This window comes from Mycobacterium sp. NPDC003449, from assembly GCF_053588415.1.
Window position 1 is genome coordinate 1 of record NZ_JBSFPX010000016.1, and the last position, 18,092, is coordinate 18,092.

An 18,092-nucleotide genomic window follows, 5' to 3' on the forward strand; every position below is an offset into this window, starting at 1 on the left:
GACATAAAACTGCCCACTTTCCAACGAACGTGGGCAGTTTTATGTCTGCTCGGCCGGGATGTCGTAACGCTCAACATACTCGGCGAAGCGCTCCCGCAGTCCCGCTGCGTGCAGTCCGAAATCCGCCAGTCGGTAGCCATGGGTGCCGAATCGTCCCCTGGGGTTGGCATCGATGCATGCCGAGATGGCGGTGCGTGCCGTGGCCGCGAACTCTCGACCGCATGCCGCGTAGATGCCCTCGACGGTGCCCATCGGATCGCTGATGAGGTCGGCGTACTGCACGTCGACGATCTTCGACTCGGGATGAGTCTTGCGGAAGGTCTCTATCCGCTCAACGGATTCCGCGAGCAGCTGTGTCCAGTGTTCGGCGATGTAGCTGGTGTGGTCCGCATCGCTGAAGGTGCTCGTGAGGGTGGAGATGAGGCTGCACGCAGAGGCGCAGAGCACCGTGGGATCGCGGTGCAGGAGAATCAACTGCGCGTCGGGATACGCCTCGATCAACGCATTCAGTGCGATCGCGTGGTTGGGGCTCTTCAATGTCCATGCTCCACCCCTGCCTCCGCTCTGCAGAACCTGCAACACCAGGCGGTGGTACTCATAGGCGGATCGATAATCGGACCCCAGTAGCCAGGCACTGTAGGCAGGCACATTGGCCATCGCCTCCCAGGTGAGGCTTTTGAAGTCCTGCCCCAGCAGGGTGATGCACTCCGTCGGGCTGTCAGCGTCCTCGTGGTGGACGACCTTCATCTGCGGATTGAGCGATTCAAGCATCTCGATTGCGGTGTTGGCCGCATCGACCCGCGGCCCCGATCGGTACGTATCCGGCGACGGAGGAGGGACACTGTCGGCTGCCTCCCATCGCAGCAAGGCCCGGTTGCCGGGATCCTGGTCCAGCAGCTGGCTCAGGAACGTCGTGCCCGCCCGGAACATGCCGACAACCACAAGCGGCGCATCGATGCCTTCGTCCAGGAGGGCCGGGTACCGGCGAGCCCAGTCGTGGACCCGCAGTCGATTCACCAAACCGCCGATCATGTTCTGCTCCAACGCGAACCGGCCCAGTTCGCTCAGCTGTGCCTCATCACTGAGCGACCCGCACAGCACGGTGAGACCTTCGACGAAGTCATCGGGTCCGAAGTCGTCGGACCCGGCCAGTTCGACTGCGGCAGCCATCACATCATCGGGGTTGATCGCGGGCATCGTCAGCTATCCGCGCCCGACCGTGACGACCGTGCGCCCCATGGTCCGTCGCTGTTCGTGATCGTCGAGGGCGCCGGCCACCTCGTCCATCGCGATCCGCCGGCCGATCACCGGACGAACTGCGTCCGCGGCCAGCAGGTCCAGCAGCGCACCATGGACGTCCCTACCGACCTGTGCGGGGAACATGTTGAGGCCGAACCGGCGGAAATCGGGGGGCAATTCGCCGTAACCGAGGATCACGCCGAGCACCGTGATGTTGCCCATCGATACCTTGCGCAGCGGACGGCCGGTGAGACCCGACTGGGAGTCGTCGTTGAAACCGACCGGCAGATACCGGCCTTCCCGAGCCAGACAGGTCCAGATGACCTCGGTTTGGTCACCGCCGACAAGGTCGACGGCTACGTCGGCGCCGCGCCCGTCGGTGCGGGCGTTCACCTCGTCGAACAAGTCGTCGCCGGCGGTGTGGTCGATCGCCGAAGCACCGAGTTCCTCACACAGCCGCCCCTTTTCGGTACCTCCGGCTATCGCGATGACGTTCGCGCCGGCCGCGACACCGAGCTGGATCACCGCCGTCCCGACCGCGCTGGCACCACCCACCACCAACAGGGTTTCGCCTGCGGTCAGTTTCGCGCGCCTGTGCAGCGCGAGGTACCCCACATGGAACGGCAGCGTGAAAGCCGCGGCCGTAACGTCATCCAGGTCGGGGGGAGCATCGAAAGTGCTGGTTGACGGGGCGATAGCGAAGTCGGCCAAGCCACCGAGGGATTGTTTGGTCATGGCGACAACGCGCCGTCCCATCCACCCGGCGGCGCCGTCGCCGGCCCTGTCGACGACACCGCAGACGTCCATGCCGAGCGTGAAGGGCAGCTGCCCCATGACGCTGGCCACGGTCCCACGGCACCGGGCGATGTCGCCGAAGTTCAGTGAGGCGGCGGATACGGCTATTCGCACTTCTCCAGGTCCAGGAGTGGGTTCCGGTACATCCTGAACTTCAATGGCTTTCGCAGGATCACCATGACGAACGACGCGAACGGCTTTCACCCGGCGACCTCCAGCCTGTCGTGCACCGGCGCACACAACGGTCACTGTAATAAGCAGGGGTGCTTATGTCAACGGGGGGCACGGCGCCGACATGGCGGCGGCAGCCATGGCAACGAGATTGCGCACAAACGGTTCCCGGTCCAGCTGTGGGCGCCCGTGCCGGGTGTGCCGCTCCAGGAGGCGTGCACGGTCGGCCACGGCGCGCAGGATAAACATCACCATCAGCGAAAATCGTTCGGTACGTAGGGAATCCGTGAGATCTGCGGTCCGCCGCGTGAGCAGTCGGTAAACCTCGTTGCCGCCGGTGCGGGCGAGCACGTCCTGCAACTCCGGGCTGTACTGCGTCCTGTCTTCACCGGTCAATTCGGCAATGATCAGCAGGCAGCAGCGGCCCTGCCAGCCACCGTCGGCAAGCTCGGCGGCGGGGCGTACCAGGGCCTCGATAACGGGCTCGAGGCCAGCGGCCCGTTTGGCGGCCTCGAGCAGCTCGCCCTCCCGGTGCGCCAGGAAGGCTGTGTGGCGGTCGATGACGGCGCACAGTATGCCGTCGCGCGAGCCGAAGTGGTAGCTGAGTGCGGTCCGGTTGCGCTGGCCGGCCTGGCGGGTGATGTCGATCAGCGACGCGTTGAACACCCCGTCGCGGGCAAACGCCCGGGCTGCACTGTCGAGCAGCTTGGCCCTGGTCTTCGATGCGTCCGGCGGCACCCGTCAGATCCTAGAAGGTCGACCCGCCCACGCCCCGCAGATGCAGGTCGTTGACGCTACCCGCTGCCGCGCAGCTCGGACTTGTAGCGGCCAGGGGTCTGGCCGACGACGGCGGTAAAGGCCTCGATGAAACTCGTGGGATTGGACCACCCACAGTCCATCGCCGTGTCAGCGACGGACCGACCGTTGGTGAGGTGGATCAGGGAGTGATGGACCCGCAGCATGGTGCGCCAGCGGTGGAAACTCATCCCGAACTCGGCGTGGAACAGCCGACTCAACGTCCGCTCACTTGCTCCCGCTGTCCGTCCCAGCTTGCCCAGGGTCGCGCTCTGGGCAGGATCGGCGTACAGCAGATCAGTGACGGTGCGCAGTCGATCGTCCCGCGCTTGCGGCAGGTGCAGGGACTGCGCGGGGGTTTCGACGAGCTCATCGATCACCACCCCGCGTAGCCGTTCATGGGCGCCAGGGCGAGCTTTCCGCCGATCGGTCAACGCCAAGAATGCCTCTCGCAGCAGCGGACTCACCGCGAATACGCCGGGATGTGCCGCCAGCGCACCGCACAGTTCGACGGGGATGACGACGACGCAGACATCCGTCCTGCCGTAGAAGCGGTGGGAGTGGGCGAATCCCGGCGGCGTCCACGTCACCCGGTTGGCCGGCGCCAACCATGTACCGCGCTCCGTTGTGGTGGCCAGTGCGCCGCAAGCCGGGTACACCAACTGGCCGTCGGCATGACGGTGGGCATCGATGCGAAAGCCATGGGTGAGCCGACCTGCGCCTTGCAGTGGTCCCGCCGGGTACTCGGGAGGCGGCGGGACAGATTGGCGGGTTTCCAGCATCGGTTGTCAGGTTACCGGTGGAACACGCCGATTAGTTAGGTAAGGCTTGCTTTATCAACACAGGGACCGACACCAAGGAGAAATGCCATGGACACACTGACCTCTACACCGGTCGCCGGCGTGTTAGCCCGGTTGTTCGACGAGGCGCAGGCCGCCGACGGACCGCTTGAGGCTCGATTCGCCGAACAGCTGGCGGACCGCGGTGATGCGTTCGCGGAACTACTGGAACAGGAGGCGGCGGACTACCGGGGCGTCTATCACGAGTTCGCCGGCAATTTTCTGAACATATCGGCCGAGTTCGGACGATTCCTCTACATCTGCGCGCGAGCCCGCCAAGCCAAACGCATCGTGGAATTCGGCACGTCGTTCGGCATCTCGACCATCCATCTCGCCGTGGCGCTGCGCGACGGTGGCGGCGGTCAACTCGTCAGCACCGAACTGGAACCGACCAAGGCCCAGCGCGCACAAGAGAACCTGGCGGCCGCGGGTCTGGCCGATATCGTCGACATCCGCGTCGGCGACGCCCTGGAGACCCTCCGAGACGGTGCCGGCGGCAATATCGACCTGGTGCTCCTGGACGGGGCATGGACGCTGTATCTGCCGGTGCTCAGGCTCCTCGAAGCCCATCTGAGCCCGGGGGCTCTGGTGATCGGGGAAAACGCGATCGAAGAGTCGGGCGATTACCTCACCTATGTGCGCACCCCCGACAACGGCTATCGCACCATCCCCCTGCCCTTCGAACCGGGCCGCGGCAACGAAATGTCGGTTCGCACCGTGTGATCGACCGACCCGTTCATCGCCTGCCCGCCACACCGCACGAGGGCTGCGGTCAGGTGTCCGGCCGACGCACATCGTGGGCGATCGCCATGCCGACGCCCGACTCCACATCGATGTCGGCCCGGTTCAGCACGACGCGGCTCCGGCTCGGCGACAACAGGATCGACAGCACATGATGGGGCGCGCCGGCGACGAATGCGAAGCGGTTCACCCGGATCAACGGCGCACCGATCGCCGTGTCCAGTAGCGACGCGGTGCGGGGGCCGGCGATCTCGGCCGTCAGCTCGTGCGCCACCCGCTCCAGGGTCACACCCACGTCGGACAGCAGTTTGTAGAGCGGAGCGCCGGCCAGCGCCGACTCGGTGATCGCGCCCTCCAGCTCCTCGGGGAGCCAGACCTCGGTCAGCATCAACGGTTCTCCCGTTCTGCGCTCACGCCTCAGCCGCAGCACGTACAACCCACGCTCGCGCGGATCCAACCGCTCGGCGACGGCACCCGGCAGCGGCCGCGGCCCGAACTCGATGATGTCGACGTCGGTCTCGAACTCGACCTGACGCAGCTCGTCCAGATAGGAGCCGCCGCTGCCATGGTGGCGGACGGAACCACGCGTCGTCACGAACGAACCGACACCGTGGCGGCGCTCGATCAATCCCGCTTCGGCCAGATCGGCCAGAGCCCGGCGCACGGTGATGCGGGACACGCCGAACTGATCGCCCAACGACTGCTCGGTCGGCAGCGCGTCACCCGCGGCGAGCACTCCCCGGCCGATCTCGTCGTGCAGGACGAGGAAGAGCTGCCGATGCAACGGCACCCCGGCGGCCGCACTGACGACTGCGGCGTTGTCTTTCCGGTCCTCCATGGTCACCGACCTTTTCACACCAGTCCTTGCCAGATCGCACAACTAGTTGTTATATACCTATAACAACTAGTTGTGAGGAGCGACGATGGGACGCGACGCCACCGACCCCGACGGGCCGACGGGCCGACTCGCGCACTGGGTGGCCGACCTGCGGCTCCCCGATGTCCCGCAGGTGGTCCTGGAGCGCGCCACGTACCTGCTGCTCGACGGGATCGGATGCGCACTCATCGGCGCGCAACTCCCCTGGTCCAGGGTGGCCACCGACGCCGTCCTCGCGCTGGAAGGTGACGGCGACACCGTGGTCATCGGCACCGGGCGCACCACCGGCGCGCCGGCATCGGCCGTACTCAACGGGACCTTCATCCAGGGTTTCGAGCTGGACGACTTCCACCCCATCGCCCCGCTGCACAGTTGCTCACTGGTGATACCCGCGCTGCTGTCCACCGCGTCGCTGGTGCCGGATGTTCGCGGCACCGACCTGTTACTGGCCGCGATCGCCGGATTCGAGGTCGGCCCCCGGGTCGGGCACACCCTGCACGGCGCCCAGATGCTCGACCGCGGCTGGCACTCCGGGCCGGTATTCGGTACACACAGTGCCGCAATGACATCCGGCAAGCTTCGCGGCTTGCCGCCGTCCGGGTTGGAGGATGCGCTCGGACTGGCAGGCACCCAGTCGGCCGGGCTGATGGCTGCGCAGTACGAGGCCATGAGCAAGCGCATGCACCACGGGTTCGCGGCCCGCAACGGCTTCTACGCGGCCGGGCTCGCGGCTTCCGGATACACCGGTATCAAGCGGGTGTTCGAACGCCAGTACGGCGGATTCCTCAGCGTCTTCGGTGAGGGACACGATCCCGACGCATCCCGCTTGACCGATCAGCTCGGCGAACGCTGGGAAACACAGACCATCATGGTGAAGTCCTACGCCGCGATGGGCGGCCTGCACGGCGCGATAGAAGCTGCCCGCGGCATCCGGAAATCGATTGCCCCCGACGATATCTCGCGGGTGGACATCACGGTCGGCGAAACCGTCTACCGGCACGGCTGGTGGCAGCCGGAGCGGCCGCTGACCCCCATCGGGGCGCAGATGAACATCGGCTACGCCACCGCCGCAGCGCTGCTCGACGGCAATGTGCTGCCCGAGCAATTCACGCCGGACCGGCTGGACTCCGACGACATCTGGGCGCTGCTCGACGCCACCGAGGTACACCTCGACGAGTCGCCGTCCGAACGGTTCCGCACCGACGTCGCGGTGACCACCCGCGACGGCACCGTGCACCACGCCCGGGTCCGGCGCCCGCACGGCGCACCAGGCGATCCGGTCACCAACGACGAGGTGGTCGCCAAGTTCCACGCACTCACCGACCGGGTCACCAGCCGCTCCCGCGCCGAGGCGATCGAGCGGGCGATCTGCGGCCTGGCCGACCTCGACAACGTCGGCGATCTCATCGACCTGCTGGCGGACCCCGTCGCCGGCGCCCTGGACTAGGAGCCCGATATGGCAACCACTTCCGCGCGGCGGACGCTGCGCGAACTGCTCGGCCGGCGCGAACTCATCGTCGCGCCAGGCGTTTTCGACGGCATCTCGGCGCAGTTGGCCAAACGCACCGGACACGTCGCGGCCTATCTGACCGGTGCGGGCGTCGCGGCGTCGGGGTTCGGGCTCCCGGACATCGGACTCGTCACCGCCGGCGAAATGGCCGAACGCGCCCGGGTGCTCGTCGGCGCCCTCGGTGACATTCCGCTGATCGCCGACGCCGACACCGGTTACGGCGCCCCGATCAACGTGGCGCGCACCGTCCACCAGTACGAGGCCGCCGGTGTGGCCGCCATCCAACTGGAGGACCAGGCCTTCCCGAAGCGCTGCGGGCACCTGCCGGACAAGCGGGTCGTCGACGCCGCGGTGTTCGAGCAGACACTGGCCGCCGCCCTGGACGCCAGATCCGACGACAACCTGCTGGTGGTCGCACGCACCGACGCGCGGGCCTCGTTCGGACTGGACGTCGCCATCGAGCGGGCCAACCGCTACGCCGCCGCAGGCGCCGACGTCATCTTCGTCGAGGCGCCGCAGGGCACCGATGAGATCGAGCGCATCGTCCGCGAGGTCGACGCACCCCTGCTGATCAACCTGGTGCTGGGCGGGCTGACGCCGATCGAATCGGCGTCACGATTGCAGGAGTTGGGTTATGCCATCGCCATCCACCCGAGTGATCCCCTCCGCCGCGCGACATCGGCCATGCTCGAAGGGCTCTGCGCGCTCAACGGCACCGACGTCGCCGACTTCGCCCCCACCACACCCGCCGACTTCTTCAACCTGGTCGGCATGGCCGAGTGGTCCGCACTCGACACCAGACTCGCAGCCACGGAGGACACCTCATGGGCATGACCGTCATCGAGAAGATCCTGGCCCGCAAAGCGGGTCTGGACACCGTCAGCGCCGGTGACACCGTCGTCGTCGACGTCGACATGACGGTGCTGATCGACCTGCAGTTCGCCACCACGTGGATGCAGCCGCTCAGGATTCACGACCCGGACAAGCTGGCCATCGTGATGGACCACGCCGTCCCGGCCCCGACCTTGAAGGACGCCGCCGGTGGGCCACACGCCCGCAAGTTCGCCGCCGACTTCGGCATCGACCGCTTCTACGACGTCGGCAGGCACGGCATCTGCCATCAGGTCATCGCCGAGAACGGACTGGCCCGGCCCGGGGAAGTGCTGGCGTGTACCGATTCTCACACCTGCGCGGGCGGTGCCTACAACACCGCGGCCCGCGGACTCGGACCGGCCGAGGTGTACTCCATCATGTGCACCGGGAGCACCTGGTTCCAGATCGCCCCGACCATCCGCTACGAGCTCCACGGCACCATGCCGGACGCGGTCAGCGGCAAGGACATCTTCCTGCACATCGCCGACGAGTACGGCGACGCGGCCAACCTGAACCTGGAGTACGGCGGGCCCGGCCTGGCCGGTGTGCCGATGCACGACCGGCGCACCATCGCCACCCAGGGCGCCGAGGTGTCCGCCGACTTCAGCACCTTCGAACCCGACGACCTGCTGACGTCATTCCTCGACGAGCGTGGTGTGACCGGATACCGCTCGGCGACAGCGGATCCCGATGCGGCCTACCGTGATGTCCGCAGCGTGGACCTGAGCGCGCTCGAACCCTACGTGGCCAGGCCGGGCACGGTCAGCCGCAACGGCGTGCCGGTGTCGCGGCTCGGCAGGCAGAAGGTCGACCAGGCGTTCATCGGGTCGTGCGCCAACGGGCAACTCGAGGATCTGGAGATCGCGGCAAACGTGTTGGGCGGCAGGATCGTAGCGCCGGGGGTACGACTGCTCGTCACCCCCGCCTCCCAGGCGGTGTACCGGGAGGCGATGCGCCTGGGCTATCTGCAGGCCATCGCCGACGCCGGTGGCGTCGTCACCAACTCCACCTGCGGCGCCTGCTTCGGCTACCACATGGGCGTGGTCGGTCCCGGCGAGGTGTGCGTCACGTCGAGTACCCGCAACTTCACCGGCCGGATGGGCAGCACCGAGGCCGAGATCTTCATGGCCTCCCCGGCCACCGTCGCGGCGTCGGCGATCGCCGGCTACATCACCGACGCGAGGAGCGTGACCGCATGACGCTCAAGATCACCGGCACGGTGTGGGTGTTCGGCGACGACCTCAACACCGACGCCATGTACCCCGCGTTCGCGATGAAGATGGATCCGCCCGAGGCGGCCAGGCACGTCTTCTACGAGGTCCGCCCCGGCTGGACCGACCGGGTCGCGCCGGGCGATATCGTGGTGGCGGGGCGCAACTTCGGCGTCGGATCGTCGCGGCCCGTCGCGGCCCTGTTCACCGAGCTCGGCGTCGCCGGGCTGGTGGCCGAGGAGTTCAACTCGCTGTTTTTCCGCAACGCGGTCAACGCCGGCCTGCCCGCCATGACGTTGCCCGATGCGACATCGCTGTTCACCGACGGCGACACCGGCAGCTTCGACCTGTCCGACGGCGCCTGGCGAAACGACACCACCGGAGCATCCGGATCGGTGCCGCGCCTACCCGACCTGGTCCTCGACATCATCGCCGAGGGCGGTGTCATGCCCCGGCTGGCCGCGCAGGGTTACCTGCCCGCCTGACTGCCCGCGCCCCCGCCGAGCAGACATAAACCTGCCCATTTTCCAACGAAAGTGGGCAGGTTTATGTCTGCTCGCGGGGTTAGGAGGGCGGCTGGAACCCGGCTCCGGGCAGGAATCCGCCGGTGCGCTCGTCGGCGGGCTTGCCCTCCTCGGCGATCAACCGCCCCCGCAGATAGGTCCGCACCACCCGCCCGGTCATGGTCCGGCCGTCGAACGGGGTCCAGCCCGCCTTGGACAGCACATCGGCGTTGCGCAGCGCGCGGGTCGCAGCCGGATCGACAAGCACCACATCGGCATCCGCGCCTTCGGCGAGCCGGCCCTTGCGCGGCCACAGACCGTAGTTGCGGGCGGGCGCCTCGCTGTACACCCGGGTGATGTCCTCGTAGGACAGGTGCCCGCGCGCGGCCGCATCGAGCAGCACCGCCATCGTGCTGTCCAGCCCGGGCAGGCCGAAATGCACCTCCCAGATGGTGCCGGCGTTCTTCTGCTCCAGCGTCGACGGCGCGTGGTCGCTCGACATATGGGTGAGTACACCCTTGCGCAGCAGCCGCCACAGCGCCGCCTCGTCGTCATCGGTGCGGGCCCGTGCCGGCGGGGTGAACTTGCGCAGCGCGCCGTGGTCGTGCACCTCGTCCTCGCGCAGCAGAAAATACTGCGGGCAGCCCTCCGCGGCGATGGTGGCACCCCGAACTCGCTCGGCCGCAACGTAATCGGCCACCTCATCGTTGCTGACGTGGGCGATCGTGGCGCGTGCCCCGGTTCGGCGGACCAGCAGGGCGGCGACCGCGGCGGCCACCAGTTCGGCGTCCCGGTTGCGCCATTCCGGCAGGATGCCGGGATCGTCGCGGCCCTGGGCCTGCAGGGTGGATTCGGCCACCTCGGTGAGCGACTCGTCCTCGCAGTGCATCAAGCTGACCGCCCCGGCCAGCGCCGACGCCTCAAGATGGGCCTTCAGCGCCGCCGCATCGTGGCCCGACACACCGTGGGTGGTGCAGGTGAACACCTTGAAGAAGGCGACGCCCGCGGCCCACAGCGCCTCGACCTCACCGGCCTGGCCGGGCCAGGCGTGCGCGGCCAGGCCGAAGTCGACGTTGGAGCGGTCCCGCAGGTGCCGCTTCTTGTCGGCCAGGTCCGATACCGACCGGACCGGGCGCCCGTGCGAATGCTCGACGATGGTGGTGACCCCCGACGCGGCCGCCGCGCTGGTTCCGGTCGGGAAATCCTCGCGGGCCGGGTCGCCCGGATCCATCAGGTGCACATGGGTGTCGACGCCACCGGGCAGCACCAGCATGCCGGTGGCGTCGACGACCTTGCGGGCGTCGGGTTGCCGATTGCCGATCTCGACGATGCGGCCGTCCGATACCGTGACGTGTGCCCTGCGCCTGCCGGTGGGGGTGACGACGGTGCCGCCCGCGATCACCAGATCCGCCTGTGCCATGAATGTCTCCTTCGTTACGAGTACCGCAGGTCTTCGACGGTGGCGAACCAGTCGAACCCGGCGTCGGAGGTGTTGATCACCAGGCTCTGCTGGCGGGTGTAGGCGCGGAACGAATCGAGGCCGTTCTCCGAACCGATACCGCTGTCCTTGAATCCGCCCCACGGCGAGGCCGGGTCGATGCGGTGGTGGTCGTTGATCCAGACGATGCCGATGTCCAGGCGCCGGCTCACCCGCAGGGCCCGGCCGACATCGCCGGTCCACACCGACGCCGCGAGGCCGAACTGCGAATCGTTGGCCAGTCGCACCGCGTCGTCCTCGTCGTCGAAGGCCGCGACCACCGACACCGGTCCGAAAACCTCGTCCCGCCAGAGGTCGTCGCCCAGTTTCACATCGGCCACGATGGTCGGTTCGTAGAACCAGCCGTTTCGGTAGGCGTCGCCGTCGGGCGCGTTCCCGCCGGCCAGCACCGTGGCGCCCTGGTCGCGGGCCCGGTCCACCGCGTCGGCGGTCTTGGTGCGTTGGGCCTGCGACACCAGTGGGCCGACCTGGGTCTGCAGGTCCAGCGGGTCACCCAGCCGCAGCCCGCGGGTGCGCGCCACCAGCTTGTCGACGAACTCCTGATAGATTTTGCGCGACACCAAGATTCGAGCACCCTGCACACAGGTCTGGCCGGTCGCGATGAAGGCCGCGAACAACGCACCGGCCACCGCGTTGTCGATATCGACATCGTCGAAGACGACGACCGGCGCCTTGCCGCCCAGTTCGGCCGTCACCGGGATCAACGACCGCCCGGCCGCCGCGGCGATCACCCGGCCGGTCTCGGTGCCACCGGTGACGTCGAGCTTGGCCAGCCCGGAATGTTCGGTCAGCGCCTTGCCGGTGCTACGGCCAAGGCCGGGAACGCAGTTCACCACGCCCGGGGGCAAGCCCGCCTCCTCCAGCAGGGTGACCAGCTCACCAGGAACCACGGGGCCGAGCTCGCTGGGCTTGATCACCAGCGAGTTACCGGCGGCCAGTGCCGCCGACAGCTTTTTCATGGTGATCAGCAGCGGGTGGTTCCACGGCGTGATGAGCCCGACGACACCGAGCGGCACCCGCCGCACCACGTTGAGGTGGCCCGCGCCGAAGTCAGGGCTGGTGCCCTCCTGGGTCTGGGCCACCGCGCCGAAGTATTCGAGCCACTCCGGCAACCGCTTGAGCTGGGCCCGCATCTCCCGCAGGGTCCGCCCGATCTGCAGCGTCTCCAGCCGGGCGTAGTCGTCGATGCGTTCGGCGAGCAGCCCCGCGGCCCGGTTGAGGATGCGGGCCCGGTCCCGGCCGGCCATGGCGTGCCAACGGCCGTCGGCGAATGCGGCCTGCCCGGCCCGCACCGCCGCGTCGACGTCGGCGGCCGTGCCGTCGGCCACGGTGTAGAGGTGTTCGCCGGTCGCCGGGTTGTGTACCTCGAATTCGCCGCCGTCGCTCGCCGCGACGTTCTTGCCGTCGATGTGCAGCAGAATCTGCTCAGCCACGGGTGAGGTCTCCGTTCAGTGAGAAGAGCCGGTCGGCGTTACCCGACGCGACCGCGACGAGGGCGGCTTCGGATCCGGTGAAGCCGTCCAGTTGTTCGGTGAATGTGCCGCCCGCCATGTCGAACGGTACGTCGGTGCCGAACAGCACCCGGTCGGATCCGACCCGGTCGATCAGCCACCCGGTGGAGTCGGTGCTGTGGGTGAGCGAGTCGTAGTGGAACCGGCGCAGGTATTCGCTCGGGGTGTGCGCGGGCCCGCGGGCCTCCGGCCGGACGCGGTACCCGTGATCGAGCCTGCCGATCTGATACGGCAGGTGACCGCCGCCGTGCACCAGGACCAGATCCAGATCGGGCAGGGTGTCCAGGGTTCCGGAGAAGATCAGCCGCGATGCGCTCAGCGCCGTCTGCCACGGATTGCCCTGCAGGTTGGTCAGATAGAAGTCGTCGAGTCCCGGTGACGAGCCGACATAGTAGGGATGCAGCACCAGCGGCACCCCGAGTTCCTCGGCGGCCCGCAGCACCGGGCGCAGCGATTGGTCATCCAGCGGTGTGCCGTCGATGTGCGGGCCGATCTGCGCGCCGCGCAGGCCCAGTTCAGCCACACTGCGCCGCAATTCGACGGCAGCGGCGGCCGGGTCCTGCATCGGCAGGGTGGCCAGACCGGCGAACCGGTGCGGGGCCTGCGCCACCATCTCGGCGATCGCATCGTTGATGGTGCGGGCCGCTGCCGCCGCGCCGTCCACCCCGGCCCAGTACAGGAACAGTGGCGGCGCGATCGACAGGACAGCCAGATCCGTTCCGGCACTGTTCATCTGGTCCAGCCGCGCGGGAACGTCATGGAAGGCGTCCAACAAGGGGTAGCGGTAGCCCTGCCGGTGCACCACCCAGGGCTGGTCCCCCGATTCGTCGAGCACGATACCGTCGGGCGCCGAACCCGACCGCATCAGGTTCACCAGTGCCGGTGGGATCACATGGGCGTGGACGTCGACAACTCTCACAGTGCCTCCAGGATCTCGTCCGCCGTGGCGGTCCAGCCGAACGCCTGCCGGATCAGTGCCAGCGCCGGATCGTGCAACGAGCGGTCCATGGTGTCGACGCAGTCCTCGACGACGACCGCCGCGTAGTCGCGGGCGTTGGCCGCCACGGTGGTGGCCAGCACGCAACTGTTGGTGTTCACCCCGGTGAGCAACAGGGACTCGATCTGGCGGGCCCGCAGCACGTGATCGAGTTCGGTGGCGACGAAGCAGTCGTAGCGCTTCTTGTGGTACACCACCACATCCGCCTCGTCGAGCAGCCCGGGCATCACCTGCAGTCCCGGGCTGCCGGGCAGCTGATGGTTGAGCACATTGGATCTGGTGGCGTCGGTGCCCGCGACCCGGCGCCACCACGGATTGGACGCGATCTCGGCCACGTCGTGATAGCTGGTGACGACGTGCACGACCGGGATGCCACGGGATCTGGCGCCGTGGATCAGGTGGGCGTTGGCGGCGGTGACCCTGGCCGCGGCCTCGGCGGGCAGCGGCATGGTGGCGACCGTCGGGTCGAGGTGGCCGCGATGCATATCGATGGTGACCACCGCGGTGGCCGTGGGGTCGAGGAGCGGCAGGGTCATGCGAGCATCTCCTTCGGATGCGGGCGCCGCTGGATGTCGCCGGTGGGCAGCACATACTCGACGCATTCGTCGACGGCTTTACCGTCCACCCGGTCCAGCAGCCAGTCGGCCGAATACGTCAGCCAGTTCGGGCCGGAGGCCACCGACGGAGTCGGTAGCGAAAGTGCGTGCCGCCCTTGTTGATATACCAGCATCGCGGATGGGCTTGCGCACCGCGCGAGCAGGTCGTAGCTGTGCTGGATCGGCGACAGCTCATCCTCATCGCCCGCCACCACCAACCACGGCACGGTCATCTGCCCCATCACCGGACCCAGATCGATCCGGGTGACCATCTCGTCGAAGGCGGCCTCGTCGTTTTCGAGCCCCGACATCCACATGTAGCGGGCCTTGAAGCTGGGCGACGCGCATTCGAAGATGGTGTGACACCCCGGCTCGTGACACACCAGCCCGACCGCGGCGCCCTTCAGGTCGGGCTGCGATGCCGCGATCTGCGACATCCAGTACGAGCCGAACGAGAGCCCGAGCCCGACGATCCTGTCGTTGTCCACCTCATCGCGTTGCCGGCACCACTCCATCACCGCCGCACCGGCATCCACCCACGCGGTCGGGGTGAAGTACAGCCCGCGGATGGGCGCCTCGCCCTGGCCGGGCCCGTCGAAGGACAGCACGGCGAAGCCGCGCTGCAGCAGCTTGTCGCCGTACAGGTTGACGTTGAGTTCCTTGGGTGCGTCCATCCCGCCGCAGAACAGCACGGTGGGTACCGGCCCGCCGGCGTAGCCGGGCGGCAGGTGGAACCAGGCCGGGATGTAGGACCCGTTCAGGTCGATCTCGACCCGTTCGACGAGGTGGTCGGCCAGCCGCGCGTACGCCGAGAAGCAGTCGTTCTTGCGGTCGTCGAGATCGAGCAGCTCCTGGGTGTTCTCCCAGATCGGCCATTCCGCCGTGGCGTACAGCAACGCCGCGTGAAAGTAGTGCTCGCGCGCCGACTCCGGCCTGATCGCCTTCTCGGCGGCGACCGCCAGCGCGTGCCGGCGTTCGGCCCGTTCGGTGAACACCGGGACGATATCGGCGAATTTGGAGATCCGCGAGGTGGCGACCGCGAAATCCGGTGTGGCGTCGACCCCCATCGGCCGCAACGTGTAGGCGACCCGCGGCTGATCCCATTCCAGCCCGTCGGTGCGCAGTACCGAATCGATGATCCAGCGCTGGTCGTGCCAGCGCCGTGGCCCCGAGGGACGTGTCATATTCCTCTCCTTCATCGGTGGTGTCAGTGGCCCGCGGCCGTCGAGGCGCCCGCCAGCTGTTTGGGGTTGACGAAAAGCAGCGCGACCACGCCGATCATGGGCAGGATCGTGAGCTGCCAGAAACCCGCACCGCCCCAGCCCTGCGCCTCGACCAGGTGTGAAAACAGGTATCCCGCAACGGAAGCCGGGATGTAGAAGCATGTGACGTAGAACCCCGATGCCCGGCCGACCAGTTCGGGGCGTACCGAGCGCTGCAGGCCCGCATACACCCCCACGAAGCAGAAGCCGCTGGCCACCGCGCCCTCGGCGAACGACAGCACGTACTGCCAGCCGGGCGTCGTCGGCCCGTTGAAGATCAGGTAGCCCACCACCGAACCGATCAGCATCGCCACGATCAGGACGTTGCGCACGTTGAGCCGGTCCATCAGGAACCCGGCGGGCAGACCCATCATGGCGCCGAGGCCGAACATACTGGCGATCACACCGGCCTCGCCGAGCCCGAAATGCAACTCGGACTGCAGGAACGAGGGGTAAAGACCGATGAAGCCGTACATCGCCACACCCACCACGACCGCGGTCAGCCCGAGCAGGATGGTGTTGCGGTTCCAGAACCGCTCCGGCACAGAATCATTGACATCGGCAGCGGCCACCACGCTGTCCGGCTCGACCTGCTCGGTGAATCGGTGCCGGATGGCGGCCCAGATGACCGCGACGAAGACGAATCCGACGACACCGTAGACGAAGAACGGCACCCGCCACGATCCGAACGCCTCGGCGAGGTGGGCGCCGAGCATCGGGCCGACGAAGCCGCCCACCCCGTAGGCGAAGTTCAGGCTGCCGATCGCCAGGGCGCGGTGGGTGAAGAAGTACGCGCCGACCGCCGAGAACAGGGCAGCGTTCTGCATGGCCTCGCCGACGCCGGACAGCGCCCGGTAGGCGAACAGGTCCGCAAAGCCGATGCCCAGTCCGGTCAGCAGGGTGAACGCCGAGTACACGACGATGCCGAGCAGAATCACGGCCTTGCGGGACAGCCGGTCCAGCAGATATCCGGTCGGCACGCCGGCCAGCCCGATGCCGAGGGTGAAGATCGTCGCGAGCAGCCCGCCCTGCGCCAGGCTGAACCCGAGATCGTCGCTGATCTGCGGCAACACCACCGGAAAGACCTGCCGGTCCATGGCGTTGACGACGTAGGACAGGGCCAGGACCACCAGGCTGGTCAGCGCGACGGCCCGGCTCAGCCGGGGAAGCCCGCCCTGGACCGGCACCGTCCGGTCGATGCCCTCGATGTTGTGGCCCATGCGCGCACTCCTCGATGTCTGACCTCGCACGGTAATGCAGTCTCGCACGATGGATTGTATATAGTGCATTATGCGTCGTGCGGCCTGGGTCACAAAATGCCTCGACCGTGACGCCATGCACCGCCAGCCGGGGCGCGCAACCCCTCATCCGAAAGGCAGACCATGAGCGAGGTCACCACTGCCGCAGCGACCGCGCGGGGGCGCTACGGCACCATCGCCGGGTTCGGCCTCTACCTGTTCATCGCGTGCTCCTACATCGTCAACGCGATGGACCGCCAGGTCTTCTCGAACCTCAACACCTACGTCAAGGAGGACCTCAACCTCAGCCTGGCCCAGAGCGGCTTCATCACCACGATCTTCGCGCTGGGATTCGGCATCACCGGTGTGTGCGCCGGATTCTTGCTGGACCGGTACCGCCGCAAGACGGTCCTGATCGCGGGCATGCTGGTCTACTCCGTCTTCACCATGATCATCCCACTGTCCCAAGGGTTCTGGGATATCACGGCCTACCGGGTGGTCACCGGCATCGGTGAGGCGATGCAGCAGACCGCCATCTTCACCATGGCCGGGGTGGTGTTCTCCCGCTGGCGCAACCTGTCCCTGGGCGGAATCAATGCGGCGTACGGAATCGGCTCGTTCCTCGGGCCGGTCATCGGGATTCAGCTCTTCCTCGCCGGCTCACACGACTGGAAACTGCCGCTGTACGTGTTCGGCGCCATCGGCATCGTCTATGCACTGCTGCTGTTGTTCTTCCTGCCCACCGAATTCAGCGAATACGGCAAAACCGCCGCGGAGCCATCCGACACCGGGGCACCCGAGCCGGCAGCGCCCGGGAAATCGGGGTGGATCACCCGCAACCTGATCCTGCTGGCGGCCGCCAACATCCTGCTCGGCGTGGTGAACTACAGCTACCTCGGGCTCTACCCGGCCTTCCTCAAATCCGAGCTGGCCTACACTCCCGAGGCCGCCGCCCTGGCGGCCAGCATGTACGGGGTCGGCGCATTCGCCGGCCTGCTGTCGGGCTATCTGGCCGACCGGTTCGGCGAGCGGCGCCTCATCTTCATCGCCATCGCGGGCTCCATCGTGGTGGGTCTGCTGATGTTCAACGTGGCCGAGGCACAGTGGCAACAGATCGCACTGAGCCTGCTCTTCGGCATGTTCAACAGCGGCTTCCTGTTCGTCAACGTGTACGCGCTGACCCAGCGCGCCGTCGACGTCGAGCACATCGGCAAGGCATCCGGCGTCGCCTCCAGCGCCCACTACATCGGGGCCGGGTTCTCCGGCGCGATCTTCGGCGGCATCGTGCAGGCCACCGGATGGGGCTTCGGCGGGCTCGTCGTCCTGGTGATCGTGCCGGTGATCGCTGCGGCATGCGTCGTCGGCGTCCGGCTCGCCGACAAGAGCCCCGCCGGGCCACAGCCGGCCTGACATCACACCATCGACGAGAGGACAAT

Annotated in this window: 17 protein-coding genes; 6 read left to right on the plus strand and 11 right to left on the minus strand. The window is 67.6% G+C overall.

Annotated features, from left to right (window positions below):
* Nucleotides 1-39: 39 nt before the first annotated feature.
* Genes ACWDTP_RS07145 through ACWDTP_RS07160 form a run of 4 tightly spaced genes read right to left on the minus strand, consistent with a single transcriptional unit; the run spans nt 40 to nt 3,782 of the window.
* On the minus strand, nt 40-1,197 hold the full coding sequence (locus ACWDTP_RS07145; protein WP_450017992.1) for a sulfotransferase family protein: 1,158 nt from the start codon (nt 1,195-1,197) through the stop codon (nt 40-42).
* A gap of 6 nt (nt 1,198-1,203) precedes the next feature.
* Nucleotides 1,204-2,283, minus strand: coding sequence for a quinone oxidoreductase family protein (locus ACWDTP_RS07150; RefSeq protein WP_450017994.1), 1,080 nt, complete (start codon nt 2,281-2,283; stop codon nt 1,204-1,206).
* An 18-nt stretch (nt 2,284-2,301) separates the two neighbouring features.
* Nucleotides 2,302-2,943, minus strand: coding sequence for a TetR/AcrR family transcriptional regulator (locus ACWDTP_RS07155; RefSeq protein WP_450017996.1), 642 nt, complete (start codon nt 2,941-2,943; stop codon nt 2,302-2,304).
* Between the two features lie 56 nt (nt 2,944-2,999).
* On the minus strand, nt 3,000-3,782 hold the full coding sequence (locus ACWDTP_RS07160) for an AraC family transcriptional regulator (protein ID WP_450017998.1): 783 nt from the start codon (nt 3,780-3,782) through the stop codon (nt 3,000-3,002).
* Nucleotides 3,783-3,869: 87 nt separating this feature from the next.
* On the opposite strand from ACWDTP_RS07160, the gene ACWDTP_RS07165 reads away from it, so the two are divergent.
* Nucleotides 3,870-4,562 carry an O-methyltransferase gene (locus tag ACWDTP_RS07165; RefSeq protein WP_450018000.1) on the plus strand — a complete coding sequence of 231 codons (693 nt, stop codon included), beginning with the start codon at nt 3,870-3,872 and terminating at the stop codon, nt 4,560-4,562.
* A gap of 49 nt (nt 4,563-4,611) precedes the next feature.
* Here the strand turns inward: ACWDTP_RS07165 and ACWDTP_RS07170 are convergent, their stop codons facing one another.
* On the minus strand, nt 4,612-5,418 hold the full coding sequence (locus ACWDTP_RS07170) for a GntR family transcriptional regulator (RefSeq protein WP_450018002.1): 807 nt from the start codon (nt 5,416-5,418) through the stop codon (nt 4,612-4,614).
* Nucleotides 5,419-5,503: 85 nt separating this feature from the next.
* On the opposite strand from ACWDTP_RS07170, the gene ACWDTP_RS07175 reads away from it, so the two are divergent.
* The 4 genes from ACWDTP_RS07175 to ACWDTP_RS07190 are packed head-to-tail and all read left to right on the plus strand — an operon-like array spanning nt 5,504 to nt 9,536.
* A complete protein-coding gene (locus tag ACWDTP_RS07175; protein WP_450018004.1) occupies nt 5,504-6,904 on the plus strand; it encodes an MmgE/PrpD family protein in 1,401 nt (466 codons plus the stop codon).
* Nucleotides 6,905-6,913: 9 nt separating this feature from the next.
* Nucleotides 6,914-7,801: an isocitrate lyase/PEP mutase family protein gene (locus ACWDTP_RS07180; RefSeq protein WP_450018006.1), complete on the plus strand. Its 888-nt coding sequence runs from the start codon at nt 6,914-6,916 to the stop codon at nt 7,799-7,801.
* Nucleotides 7,792-9,039 carry a 3-isopropylmalate dehydratase large subunit gene (locus tag ACWDTP_RS07185; protein ID WP_450018008.1) on the plus strand — a complete coding sequence of 416 codons (1,248 nt, stop codon included), beginning with the start codon at nt 7,792-7,794 and terminating at the stop codon, nt 9,037-9,039. Before ACWDTP_RS07180 ends, ACWDTP_RS07185 begins: the two co-directional genes overlap by 10 nt.
* A gap of 8 nt (nt 9,040-9,047) precedes the next feature.
* Nucleotides 9,048-9,536 (plus strand): LeuD/DmdB family oxidoreductase small subunit, encoded by a 489-nt coding sequence (locus ACWDTP_RS07190; RefSeq protein ID WP_450018103.1) that lies wholly within the window; start codon nt 9,048-9,050, stop codon nt 9,534-9,536.
* Between the two features lie 79 nt (nt 9,537-9,615).
* On the opposite strand, the gene ACWDTP_RS07195 is transcribed toward ACWDTP_RS07190, so the two are convergent.
* From ACWDTP_RS07195 to ACWDTP_RS07220, 6 genes are read right to left on the minus strand one after another with little or no spacing between them, the layout of a single operon-like run.
* On the minus strand, nt 9,616-10,974 hold the full coding sequence (locus tag ACWDTP_RS07195; RefSeq protein ID WP_450018010.1) for a dihydroorotase: 1,359 nt from the start codon (nt 10,972-10,974) through the stop codon (nt 9,616-9,618).
* Nucleotides 10,975-10,988: 14 nt separating this feature from the next.
* On the minus strand, nt 10,989-12,485 hold the full coding sequence (locus tag ACWDTP_RS07200) for an aldehyde dehydrogenase family protein (RefSeq protein WP_450018012.1): 1,497 nt from the start codon (nt 12,483-12,485) through the stop codon (nt 10,989-10,991).
* Entirely contained in the window at nt 12,478-13,482 is a 1,005-nt protein-coding gene (locus ACWDTP_RS07205) for an amidohydrolase family protein (protein WP_450018014.1), read from the minus strand. Before ACWDTP_RS07205 ends, ACWDTP_RS07200 begins: the two co-directional genes overlap by 8 nt.
* Entirely contained in the window at nt 13,479-14,096 is a 618-nt protein-coding gene (locus ACWDTP_RS07210) for a cysteine hydrolase family protein (protein ID WP_450018016.1), read from the minus strand. The genes ACWDTP_RS07205 and ACWDTP_RS07210 overlap by 4 nt, the downstream gene beginning before the upstream one ends.
* Complete coding sequence (locus tag ACWDTP_RS07215; RefSeq protein ID WP_450018018.1) at nt 14,093-15,340, minus strand: alpha/beta hydrolase family protein; 1,248 nt, start codon at nt 15,338-15,340, stop codon at nt 14,093-14,095. The genes ACWDTP_RS07210 and ACWDTP_RS07215 overlap by 4 nt, the downstream gene beginning before the upstream one ends.
* Before the next feature lie 23 nt (nt 15,341-15,363).
* On the minus strand, nt 15,364-16,638 hold the full coding sequence (locus ACWDTP_RS07220) for an MFS transporter (RefSeq protein ID WP_450018020.1): 1,275 nt from the start codon (nt 16,636-16,638) through the stop codon (nt 15,364-15,366).
* A gap of 162 nt (nt 16,639-16,800) precedes the next feature.
* Between ACWDTP_RS07220 and ACWDTP_RS07225 the strand changes: the two genes are divergently transcribed.
* Nucleotides 16,801-18,066 (plus strand): MFS transporter, encoded by a 1,266-nt coding sequence (locus tag ACWDTP_RS07225; RefSeq protein ID WP_450018022.1) that lies wholly within the window; start codon nt 16,801-16,803, stop codon nt 18,064-18,066.
* Nucleotides 18,067-18,092: the final 26 nt, after the last annotated feature.

Coding starts and splice junctions, on each gene's coding strand:
- ACWDTP_RS07145 (WP_450017992.1), bottom strand. CDS start 1,197: ATGCCCGCGATCAACCCCGATGATGTGATGGCTGCCGCAGTCGAACTG.
- ACWDTP_RS07160 (WP_450017998.1), bottom strand. CDS start 3,782: ATGCTGGAAACCCGCCAATCTGTCCCGCCGCCTCCCGAGTACCCGGCG.
- ACWDTP_RS07165 (WP_450018000.1), top strand. CDS start 3,870: ATGGACACACTGACCTCTACACCGGTCGCCGGCGTGTTAGCCCGGTTG.
- ACWDTP_RS07170 (WP_450018002.1), bottom strand. CDS start 5,418: ATGGAGGACCGGAAAGACAACGCCGCAGTCGTCAGTGCGGCCGCCGGG.
- ACWDTP_RS07175 (WP_450018004.1), top strand. CDS start 5,504: ATGGGACGCGACGCCACCGACCCCGACGGGCCGACGGGCCGACTCGCG.
- ACWDTP_RS07180 (WP_450018006.1), top strand. CDS start 6,914: ATGGCAACCACTTCCGCGCGGCGGACGCTGCGCGAACTGCTCGGCCGG.
- ACWDTP_RS07185 (WP_450018008.1), top strand. CDS start 7,792: ATGGGCATGACCGTCATCGAGAAGATCCTGGCCCGCAAAGCGGGTCTG.
- ACWDTP_RS07195 (WP_450018010.1), bottom strand. CDS start 10,974: ATGGCACAGGCGGATCTGGTGATCGCGGGCGGCACCGTCGTCACCCCC.
- ACWDTP_RS07210 (WP_450018016.1), bottom strand. CDS start 14,096: ATGACCCTGCCGCTCCTCGACCCCACGGCCACCGCGGTGGTCACCATC.
- ACWDTP_RS07215 (WP_450018018.1), bottom strand. CDS start 15,340: ATGACACGTCCCTCGGGGCCACGGCGCTGGCACGACCAGCGCTGGATC.
- ACWDTP_RS07220 (WP_450018020.1), bottom strand. CDS start 16,638: ATGGGCCACAACATCGAGGGCATCGACCGGACGGTGCCGGTCCAGGGC.
- ACWDTP_RS07225 (WP_450018022.1), top strand. CDS start 16,801: ATGAGCGAGGTCACCACTGCCGCAGCGACCGCGCGGGGGCGCTACGGC.